This window comes from Methanobacterium sp. (genome assembly GCA_030017655.1).
Taxonomy (GTDB): Archaea; Methanobacteriota; Methanobacteria; order Methanobacteriales; family Methanobacteriaceae; genus Methanobacterium_D.
Map to the genome: position 1 here is coordinate 47,296 of JASEIM010000004.1, position 17,507 is coordinate 64,802.

Annotated in this window: 16 protein-coding genes; 5 read left to right on the forward strand and 11 right to left on the reverse strand. The window is 33.8% G+C overall.

Going from position 1 to position 17,507, the window contains the following annotated elements; genetic code table 11:
- Positions 1-201: 201 nt before the first annotated feature.
- From QMD61_03075 to pdxT, 5 genes are read right to left on the reverse strand one after another with little or no spacing between them, the layout of a single operon-like run.
- Entirely contained in the window at positions 202-1,716 is a 1,515-nt protein-coding gene (locus QMD61_03075; protein ID MDI6723611.1) for a glutamate synthase-related protein, read from the reverse strand.
- Positions 1,717-2,775, reverse strand: coding sequence for a Coenzyme F420 hydrogenase/dehydrogenase, beta subunit C-terminal domain (locus QMD61_03080; protein ID MDI6723612.1), 1,059 nt, complete (start codon positions 2,773-2,775; stop codon positions 1,717-1,719).
- 42 nt (positions 2,776-2,817) lie between these two features.
- Entirely contained in the window at positions 2,818-3,510 is a 693-nt protein-coding gene (locus QMD61_03085) for a GXGXG domain-containing protein (protein ID MDI6723613.1), read from the reverse strand.
- A gap of 13 nt (positions 3,511-3,523) precedes the next feature.
- A complete protein-coding gene (locus QMD61_03090; GenBank protein ID MDI6723614.1) occupies positions 3,524-4,441 on the reverse strand; it encodes a glutamine amidotransferase in 918 nt (305 codons plus the stop codon).
- Positions 4,429-5,007 (reverse strand): pyridoxal 5'-phosphate synthase glutaminase subunit PdxT, encoded by a 579-nt coding sequence (pdxT, locus tag QMD61_03095; GenBank protein ID MDI6723615.1) that lies wholly within the window; start codon positions 5,005-5,007, stop codon positions 4,429-4,431. The genes QMD61_03090 and pdxT overlap by 13 nt, the downstream gene beginning before the upstream one ends.
- A gap of 319 nt (positions 5,008-5,326) precedes the next feature.
- On the opposite strand from pdxT, the gene QMD61_03100 reads away from it, so the two are divergent.
- Positions 5,327-5,584 carry a hypothetical protein gene (locus QMD61_03100; protein ID MDI6723616.1) on the forward strand — a complete coding sequence of 86 codons (258 nt, stop codon included), beginning with the start codon at positions 5,327-5,329 and terminating at the stop codon, positions 5,582-5,584.
- A gap of 51 nt (positions 5,585-5,635) precedes the next feature.
- On the opposite strand, the gene QMD61_03105 is transcribed toward QMD61_03100, so the two are convergent.
- From QMD61_03105 to QMD61_03115, 3 genes are all read right to left on the reverse strand, one after another.
- On the reverse strand, positions 5,636-6,601 hold the full coding sequence (locus QMD61_03105; protein MDI6723617.1) for a malate dehydrogenase: 966 nt from the start codon (positions 6,599-6,601) through the stop codon (positions 5,636-5,638).
- Positions 6,602-6,740: 139 nt separating this feature from the next.
- Positions 6,741-7,298 (reverse strand): HEAT repeat domain-containing protein, encoded by a 558-nt coding sequence (locus QMD61_03110; GenBank protein MDI6723618.1) that lies wholly within the window; start codon positions 7,296-7,298, stop codon positions 6,741-6,743.
- A 354-nt stretch (positions 7,299-7,652) separates the two neighbouring features.
- The gene (locus QMD61_03115; protein ID MDI6723619.1) at positions 7,653-8,627 is read right to left on the reverse strand and encodes a tetratricopeptide repeat protein; all 975 of its coding nucleotides are present in this window, start codon (positions 8,625-8,627) and stop codon (positions 7,653-7,655) included.
- A 216-nt stretch (positions 8,628-8,843) separates the two neighbouring features.
- Between QMD61_03115 and aksF the strand changes: the two genes are divergently transcribed.
- Positions 8,844-9,839 (forward strand): homoisocitrate dehydrogenase, encoded by a 996-nt coding sequence (gene aksF / locus QMD61_03120; protein ID MDI6723620.1) that lies wholly within the window; start codon positions 8,844-8,846, stop codon positions 9,837-9,839.
- A gap of 407 nt (positions 9,840-10,246) precedes the next feature.
- Positions 10,247-11,344 carry a fructose-1,6-bisphosphate aldolase/phosphatase gene (fbp, locus tag QMD61_03125; protein MDI6723621.1) on the forward strand — a complete coding sequence of 366 codons (1,098 nt, stop codon included), beginning with the start codon at positions 10,247-10,249 and terminating at the stop codon, positions 11,342-11,344.
- Positions 11,345-11,391: 47 nt separating this feature from the next.
- Here the strand turns inward: fbp and QMD61_03130 are convergent, their stop codons facing one another.
- Positions 11,392-12,171, reverse strand: a complete 780-nt coding sequence (locus QMD61_03130) for a DUF6282 family protein (protein MDI6723622.1) — start codon at positions 12,169-12,171, stop codon at positions 11,392-11,394.
- A gap of 23 nt (positions 12,172-12,194) precedes the next feature.
- On the reverse strand, positions 12,195-12,746 hold the full coding sequence (locus QMD61_03135; GenBank protein MDI6723623.1) for a FumA C-terminus/TtdB family hydratase beta subunit: 552 nt from the start codon (positions 12,744-12,746) through the stop codon (positions 12,195-12,197).
- A gap of 149 nt (positions 12,747-12,895) precedes the next feature.
- Between QMD61_03135 and QMD61_03140 the strand changes: the two genes are divergently transcribed.
- The gene (locus QMD61_03140) at positions 12,896-14,722 is read left to right on the forward strand and encodes a DUF2070 family protein (protein MDI6723624.1); all 1,827 of its coding nucleotides are present in this window, start codon (positions 12,896-12,898) and stop codon (positions 14,720-14,722) included.
- Between the two features lie 38 nt (positions 14,723-14,760).
- Here QMD61_03140 and QMD61_03145 read toward each other — a convergent pair whose 3' ends face one another.
- Complete coding sequence (locus QMD61_03145) at positions 14,761-15,012, reverse strand: hypothetical protein (protein MDI6723625.1); 252 nt, start codon at positions 15,010-15,012, stop codon at positions 14,761-14,763.
- Positions 15,013-15,526: 514 nt separating this feature from the next.
- Between QMD61_03145 and rqcH the strand changes: the two genes are divergently transcribed.
- Positions 15,527-17,503: a ribosome rescue protein RqcH gene (gene rqcH, locus QMD61_03150; GenBank protein MDI6723626.1), complete on the forward strand. Its 1,977-nt coding sequence runs from the start codon at positions 15,527-15,529 to the stop codon at positions 17,501-17,503.
- Positions 17,504-17,507 lie beyond the last annotated feature (4 nt).

A 17,507-nucleotide genomic window follows, 5' to 3' on the forward strand; every position in this document is an offset into this window, starting at 1 on the left:
AAGGAAACCTATTTCCGATATTGGTTCTTTCAAGCGCGATATATAACTTTTGTGGTATATTTAATCTATTAAAAAAAATAATCCCGGAGATATTATGTAAAATACAATAATATCTAATGCTAAAATTAAACATTTCAAAATAAATTTAAAAGAAATAGAAACTCAGGTTAATATTTAACAGCATTCAAAAATCGTAGATTTTTAATGCCCGGACACAGAGTGACCGACTGGAGTTTCCAAACCAGCCATTTTAACACCGGTTAAAAGTGATGATTCAACAGTTAATGCTCTTAAATCATCTTTTTCAAGCTTTTGAAGATCAGTATTTCCTGCCTGCTGTGTTAACATACATGCTTCTTCAGTCATAGCTTCTATATATCTTGCAACTCTTTTACCGCTTTCAATGTAATCTAAACGTCTTCTAAGCTGTGGATTTTGTGTTGCTATTCCTTTTCTGCATGTCCCAGTATAACAAGTCTGACATACTCTGCATCCAATTGAAACCAATGCAGAAGTAGCTATATAGACTGCATCAGCACCTAAAGCAATTGCCTTTGCAACATCAGCACCACTTCTTATACCTCCGCCAGCTACAAGACTTACTTCTTCACGTAGATTAACGTGTTTTAAAGCTTCATCAGCCTCTACAATTGCTGCTATAGTTGGAACACCAGAATGCTCTATAACCACATCAGGTCCAGCACCTGTTCCACCCTGCATACCATCAACAACAATTATGTCAGCTCCAGCTTTTGCTGCAATTTTTACATCGTCACTGACCCTACCTGAAGTGAATTTAACAATAATTGGCACTTTCCAATCAGTTATTTCCCTTAACTGATCAATTTTCATGCTTAAATCTTCAGGTCCGACAATATCCATGTGTCTTGCAGGGCTTAAAGCATCAGCTCCTTCTTCAATTTTCCTGATTTTAGAAACTTCTGCCGTTACCTTTTCACCTAAAAGGTGTCCACCCATACCTGATTTTGCACCCTGACCAATTTTAATCTCTACTGCTTCTGAATTGTTCAGATAATCAGCGGAAACACCAAACCGTCCTGAAGCATACTGTGCTATAAGCTTTGAGGCATATTTTCTCTCTTCTGGAAGCATTCCACCTTCACCAGTATTTGTAGCTGTACCTGCAAGTGTTGCGCCCATTGCAAGTGCTATTTTTGCTTCTTTACTCAGTGCTCCAAATGACATTGCACCAATCATTATTGGGGTGTCAAGTTCAAGTGGATTTTCAGCATATCTTGTTCCAAGGGTTACTTTTGTGTTACATGGTTCCCTGTATTTGTCAATTGGAGGCCTTGAAACCTGTGCAGGCATAATTACAAGATCATCAAATGTTGGAATTATTCTTGTTGCTCCGCAGCCTCTTACTTTATAACGGCCTTCTGCAGACTTTCTGTTGATTTCCACAAGATCTGAAAATGACCAGACGTTTCGTTTATCTTCAACGACTGCATTTATCTCTATCGCATTGTTTGGACACATTTCTTCACATATTCTGCATCCAACACAGTTTTCATGGTTTATAGGGTAGGGTTCGTCATCTATAATCTCATAAACTCCATGAGGGCAGTTATTGAAACAGGAATAACAGTTTTTACAGAGTTCTTCATCTCTGTTGTCGCACATGTACCAGCAGCAACCAGGTCTGTCAAAGTTTCTTCTGCAAAGTTCTTTGTTTCTTTCTACTTTAAATGGCATTTAGATTCCCTCCCTTGTTTGTTGGAGCGATTTAAAAATGGGGCATGCAGCGTATTTTGTCCCTGATGCATTCAACACTTCAGCAATGTTATCTGTAAGTTTTGCTTCAGGTTTCCACGGTTCTGAAGTGCTTTTATCTACGACTATCACATCATTAACCATACTGTTTGATAATGCATATGTTAGTAGTGCAGTGACAACTCCTCCGTCCTGTCCTTCTATTTTATTTGCTTTTGCAGATAGTATTTTGATGTATTGTCCAAATGGCTCTCTATCTGATTCAACACTTAGAATTTTGTCCGGAACATATGTTCTTGGACATGCAACATAGCAGATATTACATTCTTCAGGGCAACTACCTTTAATTTGAGGTTTCCTGTCTCTAATTTCAACTATTTCTTCTGGACAAGCATAAACACATGCTCCACAGAGCACACATGCACCTATATCTATTACGTCTCCTTTTAAATCACTAAACTGACAAGAAGACACTTCTTTGACGAATTCATCCTCAGGCATTTGCCTTCTATATAAAACAGGTCTCGCTACATTTTCCCTTTTACTAATTTCAGCTTTATTTTCCTTTTTTTTCTCGTTTGCGAGTTTTTCCATTATTTTAAGCCCGCCTTCACTGATTGGTTTTGTTTCAATGTAATTATCATTTTCTGCAGCTTCAATGAGTTTAAGACCTTCATCTGTCCTAATTATTATTGTTGACCATCCTTCAGGAGAGCCAACTGAACCTACAGATACATCTGATTGTTCTGATGTGAAATCCATGCATATCTGGCAGTTTTTACGCATGCATTTCTTTGCCTTTTCCAGAGGAATTTTAATTACTTCCTCATCTTTTAAATAGAGCCAGAGATGGCCTTTTTCTATTCTGTAATGTTCAATGTCACGCATGTCAATATTGTATTCTTTGAGCATTTCTTTCATATAGGAATAGGAGAAGTTTTCCATACAGAAGAGTCCTATTTTAAGGTCCACTGGGAATTCTTCACCCATATATTTGTTCATTTTAGTTGCTGCAAGGATCTGACACGGTGTTCCAACCATTGCAACTTCATGTGTATTGTTAGTTTGAATAATATCTCCCCCTTACCCTTCCTCTGACTCTTTACTACCATAGAAAGGTCTTTTACTTCTTGGAACTATTTTTTTGAAATTATTATATTTTTCATTATCAAGTTCAAACCCATATGATGGTAATAGCTCTTGAAGTTCCCTTTTATCATCTTCATCTATTTCTTCAATTTTAGCATTTTTACCGAGACTTTTAATGTTTCCAAGGACATATATGGTTCCCCTTATAATTGATTCGCCGGCATCGTCTGATATATCTCCAAGTATGATTATTCGTCCACCCATCATGAAAAGCCCGCTCATAAATCCGGAGTTTCCACCTATTATGATTGTCCCGTTTTTCATTATTTCTCCAGTTCTGGAACCAACATTTCTCCTTACAACGACAGTACCGCCATATATTCCCTGTCCAACACCATCTCCGGCTGCACCATCTATTATAACTTCTCCATCGGTCATATTATCTGCTGGAAACCACCCTGCATTTCCAGTTATGTGTATTTTGGCACCATCTATCATTGTACCTGCAAAATAACCAGCAGAACCGTCAATCACAATTTCGGTGTTATCAGTAAGCCCTGCAACCATGTAATGCATTGCATTTGGGTTTTTAATAATGATCCGGTCATATTCTTTGGCAGCTTGTTTTACTGCGCGATTCAGGTCCCTTGGAACCATTGAATTAGCATCAATCTCTATTTCCCGCATGAAATCACCTTTATTAAATTGTGTATGCCCTTGTTTCTCCCGGCGATATTTGATCTATGTCATGAGTATCCATAACTGCACGGAGAGAAACCTCTTCAGAAGCTATGGCGAAAACTTCATCATTTTCGGCAAGAACACCAGGTCTAAGTCCTAACTGATCTTTAGCTATTCCAACTCCATTTGGAGTCCCTACAATGTATGAATATGGTCCATCCATATCTTTTACTGATTGTTCGAGAGCTTCTTCCAGTTTGTAGCCTTCATGTAGTTTATCTGCTATATAATGAACTATGCATTCGGTATCGTTATTTGTCTCGAAAATATGTCCTTTTCTCTCCAAAGGGTCTCTTATTTTCCAGTAATTAGTAATCTGGCCGTTGTGCACTACAGTTATGTCTGGGGTGATATAACTCTGGAATGGGTGTGCATGATAACGATCCACTATACTTTCAGTTGAAAATCTTGTATGTCCAATTGCATGGGTTCCCATTTTTGAATAAGTATCATATCTGTCTGCAATTTCTTTTACAGAACCGACATCTTTTATCATTTCAAATGAATGACTTCCATTAAGCACAATTACATCTTCTATTTTATCAATATCCATTATTAATGGTTTAAGTTCATCAAATGAATTTAAAGCTATTTTACATCTGTAAATATTGTAATTTTCCACTGATGGGATTATTTCTTCCTTTTTAATTGGTGTAACTGAATTTACAGCTTCTTTAACCTGTTCTAGAAGACCTGATCTTTCTTTTACTTCTATATTTAATAGATATTCGTGTTCTGCTAAACCAAGGCCACCGTATATGGAAAAGCCTGCAGAATCTGGTCCTCTGTGTTGCAGGGCATCAAGCATTCTGGTCATGATGTCTCCTACAGGGTGAAGTTTCCTGTCTTTAAATACGACTCCCGCTATTCCGCACAATTTAATGCCTCCTTTATGAAGTACATGTGGATCCGTGCATCGCCTGTAAGCTCTGGATGGAATGCCGTGGCGATATACTTTCCACTTTTTACTGCAATAATTTTTTCATTATATTTTGAGAGTATATCTACATTTTCCCCTACTTTTTTAATGTAGGGTGCTCTTATAAAAACTCCTTCAAATTTATCGCCAAATATTTCTATTTCGTCCTCAAATGACACTTTTTGCCTTCCAAAAGCGTTTCTTTTAACTTCCATATCAATTAATCCGAGTAAAGGTTGTTCATAATCGGTATTTTTGGCAAGAAGAACCATTCCTGCACATGTTCCCATTACAGGGATTTTTTTATCAACTATTTGTTTATCAATACCTGTTTTCTTCATTAGTTTTCCTATAACTGTGCTTTCTCCACCTGAAATGATTATTGCATCACATTTTGAAACATCTTCGACGGTTTTTACCTTTAAAACCTCGGCTTTGAGATTCATCTCTTTTAATGCCTGTTTGGTGATTTCAAAATGTTCAGAAATATCTCCCTGTAAGTTTAAAATGCCAATTATTGCCATATTCCTTTCCTCTGTTTATGCACTTGTTTGATAGTTTGGGCTGATATTATTTGAAAAATATATTATATAAAGTTACCGGAAATTTACTTCCGAAAAACGCATTTTTTGAAAGATAAGTTTTTTGAACAAATAATTTTATACAATGTTCAAATTTTAATGTGTAGTGGATGTTATAACTGAACACTTATATAAACTTTTTTAATGTAAATATTAAATACAAAAATAATTGGAAATAAGTATTTTTCCAATAACTTAATATAGAACTAAATTTACATTTAATTTATCACGTTAATGAAGATCCTTAAGGAGTGAAAATGAAATGAATGGAAAGACTGTTGGGCTTATTATAATTTTAGTCCTGGCATCAGGTGCAACTGGCTTTATATTTGGATCTCAATTTAATACAAGTAGCTTAGTCTTAAATATAACCAATAAATCTAATGATACTGGGTTTGATAGTGGATTTTATGATAATTCAAATAAAAAGTATAAAAACACCACAACGATTAAAAAGAATAAAACTTCAAATTCAACATCTAATAAGACTATAACTCCAGATGTTAACGATACACTTTAAAAACGATTTATAGGTTAAAACATTTAACCTAATTCACTATTTCTATGATAATTACTCTTCTAAGTAATTCTTAATGACTTCAGTATTTTTTTTAACTTCTTCAGCTGCTTTTAGGAAGGCTTTTCTTTCTTCATCAGACATTTTTATTGGAAGTATCCCTTCTATTCCATCTATTCCAAGTTTAACAGGAACTCCAAGACAAACATCATTTATTCCCTCTATTTCTCCCTCAAGATAGGCGCTAACAGTCAAGATTTTCCTTTCATCGTTTAAAATTGTTGTAATAATATTGGAAATGGCAAAGGCAGGTCCATATTCTGTGGCTCCTTTTTTGCCGATTATGTAGCTTCCTGCATTTTTAACTTTCCCTATGGTTTTTTCTAAGTTGAAAGGCTTGTAACCTGAAAAATAATCGAATGCAGAATAATATTCAAGTGGTATTCCTCCAATTGAAGTTGAACTGATAAGAGGAACCATGTGAGGGCCGTGCTGACCAATAATTCTGGTGTGAATTTCACTTACATGCACTTTAAAGTGTCTTGCCATGTAATTTTTAAATCTCAGTGAATCCAGGTGGTTTCCAAGACCAATAACTTTGTTCTTTTTGAATCCAGAGAATTTTAAAGCTATATAAGTCATAACGTCAACAGGATTGGTTACAACTAAAATTATAGAATCAGGCGCATATCTTGCGATGGATTTAGAATATTCCGCGACTATTCTAGCATTGGCTTCTCCAAGATCTGTTCTTTCCATTCCCGGTTTTCTGGATACACCAGCGCTTAAAACAACCGCATCTGAATTATGTAGTTTTTTTAAATCTGAAGTGGTATTTATTGAAATATCAACTGATTTTGCAGCTAAAGCATCATATATGTCAAGAGATTCTCCTTCAAGTACATCCAGGCTTTTTTCTCTTGATATAAGTACTAATTTATTAACTGAATTTTCTTCTGCTAAACAAAATGCTGCAGCTCTTCCAACATGTCCTGACGCGCCTATTATACTAACCTTCAATGTAAATACCTCATTAAAGAATAAATTGGTTTATTATTTCCTATATATTATTTACTTAACAAGTTATTAAAAGTAATTAAAATCACCATTGGTGGTCTTTAAGCATTTAAACATTATTTTCAGCTGAAGTCTAATATTTTCATAATTTTTTTAAAGAGTTTTCAGATACATGGCGTACAAATCTGCTTTTATCCTTCAAAGCTTCTTTTAGGGGCTCTTCAGCACTTTTATCTCCTAATTCTCCAAGAGAATATGCAGCTCCACTTCTTACAAATCCACTTTCGTCTTTTAAGCATTTTATAAGGGGATTTAGGGCTTTTTTGTCTTTGATTTTTCCAAGAGCCCATGCCGCTCCCCCTCTAACGCGCCAATCATCATCATTTAAAGCTTTAATTAATGGTTCGGATGCATTTTGTCCCATGTTCCCAAGAGCACCTGATGCTGCTCTTCTAACCCATTTATTTGAATCTCTTAAGGAATTTATAAGTGGTTCTATGGCTCTTTTATCCCCAATTTTTCCAAGAACACGTGCAGCTCCTTTCCTAACATTTTTGTCACTGTCATTTAAAGCATCTATTAGATCATTTACGGCAGGTTCTCCTATTTCTTCAAGTAGATCTGAATTTTGGGCCTGTACAAACTCATCATCATCTTTTAAGTTCTGTATTAACCTTTTAACATTTTCTTCTCTTTCCATATTCCCACCTCTTGCCATTTATCATCATTCATTTTATATTTAATTACTTGACAGACAACTTTAATTCCCTAATTAATTTTTTATGTTGATTGCAATGAAATTGTTCCATATAGTTCATTTAATATGAATAAACAGGTTACTATGATTCACATGATAATCTATCCCTTTGCAAGTATTAATATTGTAATTTAATTTAATTATAGTTAATTGTTCTAACATGTTAAAACTTATTTTTTTAATTAAAATTCACCCTTAAAAAGATTAAAACTGATTTAAGTATTAATATAAGTTTATATGTTAAAATAAGTATAAATAGTAGGATATTTTAAATTTAAATATCCAATTTTAGATAAATTAAACTTTACTGATTATCTCTTCATCGGTACATACATCCTCATTATACAGTGTATTCATAAGTTCCAGTGCAGCTGATTCTCCTTCTTTGTACTTTAAATCTCTAAATATTTCAAGGGATTTTTTAAATACTTCATAAATCTTATTTTTACTGCTTAAAATATAGTATACGGCTCCAATTAATAGAAGAGAAAATCCCTGACCTTTTTTATCATCTGTTTTTCTGGCAACCTTGAATGCTTCTTTAAATCTTTTCAATGCACTGTATTGCTTTTGTTCATTCATGAAATAATAACCTGTCACTAAAAATAAAGCCATTTCTTTGGGGCCATTTCCTTCATCACGAGCATCATATATTGATTTTTGTATGTAACCCGTTTCATATTCTTCTTTGGAAATTTCTTTGACTTTATATTTTTTTCGGATTAATTTCAATATTTTTTCAAGCTTTAAATTAACTTTTTCATAATTAAGATGACATTCAACATAATTTTCTGGATTTGATGTTTGTTCGGAGGATTCAACTTCTTCAATTGAGTACTCTTCTGAAATTTCTGCATTTTCTTTACCAGCATTAGCGATTTCAATAGCTTCTTTAATATCCTCAACTTCTCTTATTTTTTCCAGTTCATCTGATTTCAAGGGAGATCTTATTGATGCATACATTTGAAATGATTTTTTGTAATAATCTAAAGCTTTATCCATTTCTTTCATACTCAGATACACATCACCAATTAAATCGAAAACAAATGCCCTTCCTTCGGTATAATTCAATTTATAGTAGGTCCTTTGGGCTTGTTTAAGATATTTAATGGATTCATCATATTTTTCTTCATTAGAACACAGTATACCCATATCTATCAGGATATCTGCCTCGTTTTCTTGATATTTTTTGAGCCTTTTCTTATAGTGTTGAAGAGATCCTTTTTGTTTCAGTTTATCTATTGATCCAATGGACTGAAATATTTCCCACATTTTATGATCCTCGTATTAATTGTTAAACGCCTAACAAACTTTATTTTATTAAAAGTACTATTTTAATTATACGTATAAAAAAGAACTGAAAAATTATTTAATTGATTCTGTTTATATGTTCTTTAGATAAGTTAATATTAATATCATCCTTATTTATAACAAGGATAGTTTCGAATCCTTCTAAAAAAAACATTAAAAGATGTATTTGGTGAGTTGATGCATAATATAACAGTCATACCTGGTGATGGCATTGGAAAAGAAGTTATGGGAGCAGCATTAAATGTTTTAGATTCATTGGATATTAATTTCAATTATACCAATGCCAACGCTGGAAATGAATGCTTTGAAAAAACTGGAACAACGATACCTGATAAAACCATAAAAACGGCAAAAAAAGGCGATGCAACACTTTTTGGGGCTGTTACAACAGTTCCGGGTCAAAAAAGCGCTATTATTACCTTGAGAAAAAAACTTGATTTATATGTTAATATTCGTCCAGTTAAGTCATATCCTGGCGTAAAAAGTCTCTATAATGATCTTAACTTCATAATTTTGAGAGAAAATACAGAAGGGCTTTATTCTGGCATTGAAGAAGAAATAGATGGTGGAGCTACAGCTTTAAGGGTAATTACAAGGAAGGCAAGTGAAAGAATCTGTAAATTCGCCTTCCAGTACGCAAAAAAAACAGGCAGGAGTAAAGTTACAGCAATTCATAAGGCTAATGTTTTGAAAAAAACTGATGGGTTGTTTAAAGACACTTTTTATAAAATAGCTGAAAATTTCAGTGATATCGAGGCTGAAGACCGTTATGTAGATGCTGCTGCCATGTTTTTCGTTATAAAACCCCATATATTTGATGTAATTGTTACTACAAACCTTTTTGGCGATATACTTTCAGATGAAGGCGCAGGACTTGTGGGCGGATTGGGTTTAACTCCTTCTGCAAATATTGGAGAAAATCATGGTTTATTTGAACCAGTACATGGATCTGCACCAAATCTAGCGGGTAAAAATATTGCAAATCCTTCTGCAATGATATTGTCTACAGTAATGATGCTTAATTACCTCAGAGAATATGAAGCGGCGATAAACGTTGAAAATGCTTTAATTCAAGTTTTGAGGGAGGGAAAAGTAGTAACTCCGGATTTAGGGGGGACTGCTTCTACATTAGAAATGGCAGGTGAAGTTAGGAATAAATTAGAATGTAAATAACAATAATTATTATTTTAAATTGATTAAAGGTGATGTTTTAATATATTATAATAATAGAATTAGGGGTATTTTAAAGTTATAATAAATTGTATATAATTTTTTGCTGTTTTTTGAGGATTTAGATGGTTGCTATATATTTTATAATTTAATTAATAAAATAATATATGTCTTATATTAAAAACTTTAAATATGATTCTATAATAAATCATGATAGGGAGTTAGAAGCTACATAGTAAGTTTTATATTGTTACAAAAACATAATTCTATAGAGTTAAGGGTGATATAAACTATGTTAACCTTTTTAAGTCATTTGGACTTAAAATTATTCAAACTAACATATCAAAACTGCCTTTAATGAGTTTTTATAGCATTTTTAAAGATTTTTATGATAATGGAGGTGTTTTTTTATGAAAACTACAATTAGTGTAATTAAAGCAGACGTTGGAAGTGTTGCAGGACATGGATTAGCCCATCCAGCATTACTTGCAAAATGTGAAGAACTTCTTGGAAAGGCTAAGGAAGAGGAATTACTTATAGACTATCACGTAACTAACTGTGGTGACGATACAGAACTCATAATGACCCACAAACAGGGCGAAGAAAACGAAGAAATACACAACTTGGCATGGAACGCATTTTTAGAAGCAACAGCAGTGGCAAAAGAACTGAAACTTTATGGTGCGGGCCAGGACCTTTTATCTGACACATTCTCAGGAAACATCAAAGGGATGGGGCCGGGAGTAGCTGAAATGGAATTTAAAGAAAGAGAAAGCGACCCAGTAGTTGTCTTCTGCTGTGATAAGACAGAACCTGGTGCATTTAACATGCCTCTGTTTAAAATGTTTGCAGACCCATTTACAACAGCAGGACTTGTAATTGACCCATCACTCCATGGTGGTTTTGAATTTGAAATATTCGATGTAATGGAACACAAAAAAGTAACAATGACCTGTCCCGACGAAATGTACGATTTACTTGCACTTTTAGGTACAATAAGCAGATACGTCATAAAACGTATAAGAAGAAGAAGCGACAACGAAATAGCAGCAGCAGTAAGTACAGAAAGACTAAACCTCATGGCAGGCAAATACGTTGGTAAAGACGACCCTGTAGCAATTGTAAGATCACAATCAGGATTCCCGGCAGCAGGGGAAGTAGTTGAGCCATTCGCATTCCCACACCTGGTTGGTGGATGGATGAGAGGTTCACACAACGGTCCATTAATGCCTGTAGCACAGAAAAATGCATATCCAGTAAGATTTGATGGACCTCCACGAGTAATGGCTCTTGGATTCCAGATAGCTAATGGTGAATTAGTGGGACCTGCAGACATGTTCGATGACCCGGCATATGACAGATCAAGGGCTCTTGCATCAGATATCGCTGAATACATGAGAAGACATGGTCCATTTGAGCCCCACAGGCTTCCAGCTGATGAAATGGAATACACAACACTCCCTGGGGTCATGGAAAAATTATCAGAAAGATTTGAGGATATTGAATAATCCTCAAAAAAATTTAATTTTATTAATTTTATTTTCAATTAATAAATTTATTCTAAAAACAATTTAGAAGGATTTTCAACGCACATTTTATTTATATCTAATTTTTTAATTCCTTTATCAAGCATAGAATTTACAAACATTTTCATACCTTCTACAGGTAGTGGATTATGGGCTTGCCCGAAATCAGTTGCCATAATACATTTTTTTGGACTTAATTCTTTTATTGCATCTGCAATTACTTCTGGATCTAAATTATCATGCTTTTCCATACAGGCAACAAAGCAATGTTCTAAATAGGCATATCTGGACATTTCTTTTTGCTCTTCAATACTGGCACCAACAACACCTGTTAAAGGATGATTAATTAATATCCTTTTAATTCCTGCACTATTTGCATAATCAAGCAATAAAAATATTTGAGCAGGCTTTAAATGGCCTGTAGCAAGGACTAAATCGTTTTCTGCAATTAAATTAAGAATTTTTTCAGTATTTTCAAAATTTATATCTATTTTAGGGGCAGAAAGTGTTGGAAACCATACTATTTTTCCTCCAAGTTCTGCTGTTACTTCAACTGCTTCGGGGTTTAGTCCGCCTATGCTTGAATTTAGACATATTCCACCAATCACTTTAAATCCACTTATATTTTCTGCAATTTTAGCCCTGCTTACAGTGGATTCAACATGAGATTTAAGGACAATTGCATGCATTCTCTCATTTTTTGCATCATGAGCAGCTTCAATATCATTTAAAATCCTTGGTTTGATATCTGGAGCAGTATGAAGATGTGTATCTATAAAATTTTTCAGCATATGGCTTTTATTTACCATGAAAATCATTTAATAAATTCGATTTAAGCATTAATCTTCTTCTTAACTTCTTCATACAGATTATTGCCATGGGAATCCATTGCCACAACAAGAGGTCCAAAATCTTTAACTTCAAGCTCCCAGATGGCTTCAGGAACTCCTAAATCAATCCAGTTAACGCCTTTAACTTCTAAAATTGATTTAACATATAAAGCTGCACATCCCCCTACTGCAGCAAGATATACGGCATCATTTTCAATTAAAGCATCTTCAGTTCCTTTATCCATACCTCCTTTTCCAATTATGGCACTTACTCCTAGCTTCAGAACATCTGGTTCGTATGGATTCATCCTTGTACTTGTTGTGGGCCCTACAGCTATCATTTTGTAATCATTTTTTTCATTTGAATGCTGTATTATTGGCCCTGCATGAAAGATAACCGCCCCCTTAAGATCTACTGGCGAACCTTCATCTAAAATTCGTTGATGCGCTCTGTCCCTTGCGGTATAAATGGTACCTGAAATATATACGATGTCTCCGGAATTCAATTTTTTAATGTCATCTTTTGAAATTGGGGTTTTAAGTTTTTTGTTCATAGATTCACCTTATCTTTAAATACTCAATTAAAACAATTTTTAGATTTTTTTTTTATTTAAGATGGTTTTATTCGATAATGTTAATTATTAGATAAGCATAATAGCTATTTATTATCTTATCGAAAACGACTATTTCAGAGGTTTAACTTATGTCCAATGTAAATAAACTGGTGGGTCTTACCAAATACATCATGACCCTCCCATCAACGAGGGTATCACTTTTCAGCATGGTATTTTTAAGCTTTATAATAGGTTGTATTGTATCTTTAATGGAACCAGCAGCAACAGATTCTATACTACGCAGTATTGTCTACGGCGGTTCTACAGGATTTTTAATATTCGGAATAACTTCTATAATGGGAGGGGGTCTAACTCAGCCACTAATAAATTCATTCAATGGTAGACACATGAAGATGAAACAATCAATGTTTCTAGCTTTTGTCTCTATGATGATTGTAGGCATAATTTATATATTGGGAAGTGTTGCAACCCTCTTTTCCTCTTACAATTATAATTATACCCTTGATTCTCTAATATTTGGTACAGTTATTATATTTGCATTCAGAACTATTGTTTTATGGGGAACATCCAATATTAACCTTTTAAAGTCAATTGGGGTATCTGTAATTCAACCAGCGCTTATTCTTAGCATGCTAATGGTTATAGTATCTTTGACCAGTTTAACCACAAATATAGGTAATTTCAGTTTTATAGCCCTGCTCTTTAAAATATTAATAGCATCATTAATACTTATGTTCGCTATTTATTCTTTTGTAGCAGTTTTAGAGTCCCCTATGAGGAGAAACCTGGGGATAGGTGGCCTTGAACTTTTAAGCCTGGCAATAGCCCATATTACAGAGGGTTCTAAAGCAATGGAAGCATTATTTGATGATATGGGAGAACCGATAGACACATTAATTGGAATATTGAGCTTTAAAAATAAAAATGGTACTAAAGCTATTTTTTTAACTCCATCCATCCATCCCGGGCCAATAGGAAATATTGGTGGAGGGAACATGCCCACAATTCTTGCAAATAAATTTGATACATTTACCATGGTCTCTCATGGACCTTCAACCCATGACTTTAATCCTGTATCTTCAAAAGAACTGGATAAAGTAGAAAAAATCATTAGAAACGCATTAAAAGACTTTAAATACTCTAACAGCGCCAGTAAATTTTATAGGGTTCAGAATGGAGATGCAAAGATTGGATTTCAATCTTTTAATGATAATTTGTTAATGCTTGCCACATTTGCTCCGAGGGGATTCGATGATATGGATTTTGGTATTGGACTTGCACTTACAAACTTAGCTAAAGCAAACTGTGATGTAGAAAATGTCATGATTGTAGACTGCCATAATTGTTTTAAAGAAGAGGGAAGGATTTTACCAGGAAATAAAGAAGTATTTGAACTTATGGGTGCAGTTGAAAAAATTAAAACACCCAAAAAGGAAAATGGAATTAAGGTAGGTTGTGCCGGTGACCCGCTTGATAATCTGTCTAAAGAAGATGGTATTGGCCAAAGTGGAGTAAAAGTCATGGTTGTTGAGGTAGTGAGTCAAAAGACAGCATATATACTTCTGGATTCAAATAATATGGTTGATGGTTTCAGGGAAAAAATAATAGAAGAAGTTCAGAAGTTAAGCGTGGATTGTGCGGAAGTAATGACTTCAGATACCCATTTTGTAAATACACTTTCTGGAGGTCATAATCCTGTTGGAAGTAAAAAACGGGATGAACTAATAGATTCCATTGTCAGTTGCACAAAAAATGCTTTAAATGATCTAGAAGATGTTTCTGTTGCTGCTAAAGTATGTAATATTGAAGATCTAAAAACTATGGGTCCAACAACTGCAACAGAACTTGTATCCACAATAAGCTCAATAATAGCAGTAAGCCGAATATTTGCACCGTTAATATTTTTACTGGCTATTATGTCAGTATTTATATGGCTCTTTTACTGGGCATTTTAAAAAGATTAAAAAGAATAAAATAAGTCAAAGGATTATAATTACATGTTAAAGAATATTACCCATACCATAATCCACACGAAAAGGAAAGGAACTATACCGCTCCAAAGCCAGCCTTTTGCCCCTCCAACTTCTTCTCTACCAAATAACCTTTCTGAAAGCTGGCCGCTTACATAGAGAATAATAACAGCTACTATGATTACAATTGTCTCATTGGTAAGTATAGAAGAAATGTAACCAGCAACAATACCGGTAGCTGCATGAATTGAAGTAACCTTACCATCTACATCCATATTATTAACCTCCTTTTAATATAAATCTATTAAATACATGATATACGTTAATAAACTTATCCTATATTTATTATCATTAATTAACAAATATTAATTGACTGAAACTTAAAAATTTAATTTATATAAGTATTTTTAATTAGAATCAGTTCTTTATATAACTTTGGTAAGTTTACTAATAAATGTTTTTAGGCATGTGTTCCAAACTCATAGAAAACAGTATATCTCAATGTGATGTTGAACATACAACCCATGATATTATAGAATAATAAAACTTCTATTAAATACCAAATCAAATTTTAGATGTAATAAGGTTGAAATGCTGTGCATTCGAGAAAATAACATTTTCGATGTTTACAAAACTTTCAGTTTTATAGCGGGAAAAATTAAAATTAAAATTTTTAGGTTGAAGGAACGAAGTTCATGAACCACAATAATAATAGAAAATTATTTGAGGTTGAAGAAAATCTATTGATTTTCTGAACATTAGAAAATCAAAGATTTTGAAGGTGTTATTATGAAAAATATGTCTAATGTAGATGTTTTTGCCATTTGTCACGAATTAAAAGAATTATTAATAGGTGCCAGGGTTGATAAGGCATATCAACCTACCAAAGACACAGTTTTAATAAGATTTCACGTACCTAGTAAAGGAAGAGTCGATATTGTTTTTCAAGCAGGTAGGAGAGTTCATACAACTCAATATCCTCTTCCAAATCCAAAAATACCTCCTAACTTCCCAATGCTCCTTAGAAAGTACATTAAAGGAGCAACAGTGGAGGATGTGAGGCAGTACAATTTCGACAGAATAATGGAGATTCAGGTAAAAAAAGAACTTAGATTCACTTTAGTAGTGGAACTATTTGCTAAAGGTAACATTATACTTTTAAACGATGAAGGAACTATTATTTTACCTTTAAAACGTAAAATGTGGAGTGATAGGAAAATATCCTCTAAAGAGGAGTATAAATATCCTCCAAAGAGGGGTATAAATCCTTTGGAGCTTCAAAAAGAAGAGCTTAGAGTTATATTTAAAAATTCAGATTCTGATGTAATAAGAACACTTGCAAGGAGTGGTCTTGGAGGAATTTATGCAGAAGAAATCATGTTGAGGTCTGATGTACAGAAAGATTTGCCTGCAGCAGAACTTAAAGAAGAAGACTTTGATTCAATTTATAACGCAATATATGAGCTTTTTGAGCCACTTAAATTGTCTAAATTTAATCCTCAGATAATCTCTAATGGAAAAGAAGATGTTTTACCCCTTGATCTTAAATTATATGAAAAATATAAAAAAGAAACATATGCCAGCTACAATGAAGCTGCAGATGAATTTTTTAGCAGTAAAGTAAGGGAAGATATAAAAACGGAATATGAAGGAATATGGGGGGCAGAAGTAAAAAAATACGAAAAAAGACTCCGAATTCAGGAAGAAACCCTGCAAAAATTCCATAGAACTATTGAAGAATCACAGAGAAAGGGAGAATTAATATATTCCAACTATGGAAAAATTCAAAATATTCTTGACATCATAAAAAAGGCGAGAGAAAAATATTCATGGAATGAAATAGCCTCGAAACTTAAAAAAGCCAGAAAACAGGGGCTTGAAGAGGCAGATATAATTGAGTCCCTTGATAAGATGGGTAATTTAACTTTAACAATTGATAATACCCCCATATTAATAGATGCGAAAAAAGAAATACCTGAAAATACTGAAATCTATTATGAAAAGGCTAAAAAGGCAAAAAGGAAAATAAATGGGGTTAATATTGCAATAGAGAAGACTAAAAAGGAAATAGAGAAAGCGAAGAACAAAAAAGAGATAGAAATGGAAAGAGTAACTTTACCTCAAAAAAGAGTAAAGAAAGAACTAAAATGGTTTGAAAAACTTCGATGGTTCTTATCTTCTGATGGATTTTTGGTGATAGGGGGTAGGGACGCGAATTCCAATGAAATAGTCGTTAAAAAATATATGGAGAATAATGATATTTATTTCCATTCAGATATACATGGTGCATCTTCTGTTGTAATAAAAAGTGAAGGTAAAGAAGTTCCAGATACTACCATAGAGGAAGCGGCTATATTTTCTGCTTCATTTTCCAGTGCATGGGCAAAGGGCTTTGGATCCCAGGATGTTTACTGGGTTAGACCAGAACAGGTTTCAAAAACCCCACAACCTGGCGAATTCGTTGCTAAAGGCGCATTCATAATTCGTGGTTCTAGAAACTATATAAGGGCCGCAACTCTTTTAATTGCAGTTGGAATTGTTGATTACGAGGGTAAAAGGATAATGGCAGCCCCCGTTAATGCAGTGAAAAAATATACAGATAATTATGTCATCATAAAACCGGGTTATACTAAAAAAGAGGCTATTGCAAGGGAGATACGCCATAGGATTGATAAAGATTCAATTTTGTCCCTTGAAGATGTAATAAGGGTTTTACCCTCTGGAAAATGTGATATTGTAGATGAGAAGGATATCAGGAGAAGATAAGCAG

Excerpts from the sequence above, each read along its gene's own strand:
- QMD61_03075 (MDI6723611.1), bottom strand. The coding sequence starts at position 1,716 with ATGCCATTTAAAGTAGAAAGAAACAAAGAACTTTGCAGAAGAAACTTT.
- QMD61_03080 (MDI6723612.1), bottom strand. The coding sequence starts at position 2,775 with ATGGTTGGAACACCGTGTCAGATCCTTGCAGCAACTAAAATGAACAAA.
- QMD61_03085 (MDI6723613.1), bottom strand. The coding sequence starts at position 3,510 with ATGCGGGAAATAGAGATTGATGCTAATTCAATGGTTCCAAGGGACCTG.
- pdxT (MDI6723615.1), bottom strand. The coding sequence starts at position 5,007 with ATGGCAATAATTGGCATTTTAAACTTACAGGGAGATATTTCTGAACAT.
- QMD61_03100 (MDI6723616.1), top strand. The coding sequence starts at position 5,327 with ATGAATGGAAAGACTGTTGGGCTTATTATAATTTTAGTCCTGGCATCA.
- QMD61_03110 (MDI6723618.1), bottom strand. The coding sequence starts at position 7,298 with ATGGAAAGAGAAGAAAATGTTAAAAGGTTAATACAGAACTTAAAAGAT.
- QMD61_03115 (MDI6723619.1), bottom strand. The coding sequence starts at position 8,627 with ATGTGGGAAATATTTCAGTCCATTGGATCAATAGATAAACTGAAACAA.
- aksF (MDI6723620.1), top strand. The coding sequence starts at position 8,844 with ATGCATAATATAACAGTCATACCTGGTGATGGCATTGGAAAAGAAGTT.
- fbp (MDI6723621.1), top strand. The coding sequence starts at position 10,247 with ATGAAAACTACAATTAGTGTAATTAAAGCAGACGTTGGAAGTGTTGCA.
- QMD61_03130 (MDI6723622.1), bottom strand. The coding sequence starts at position 12,171 with ATGGTAAATAAAAGCCATATGCTGAAAAATTTTATAGATACACATCTT.
- QMD61_03135 (MDI6723623.1), bottom strand. The coding sequence starts at position 12,746 with ATGAACAAAAAACTTAAAACCCCAATTTCAAAAGATGACATTAAAAAA.
- QMD61_03140 (MDI6723624.1), top strand. The coding sequence starts at position 12,896 with ATGTCCAATGTAAATAAACTGGTGGGTCTTACCAAATACATCATGACC.
- QMD61_03145 (MDI6723625.1), bottom strand. The coding sequence starts at position 15,012 with ATGGATGTAGATGGTAAGGTTACTTCAATTCATGCAGCTACCGGTATT.
- rqcH (MDI6723626.1), top strand. The coding sequence starts at position 15,527 with ATGAAAAATATGTCTAATGTAGATGTTTTTGCCATTTGTCACGAATTA.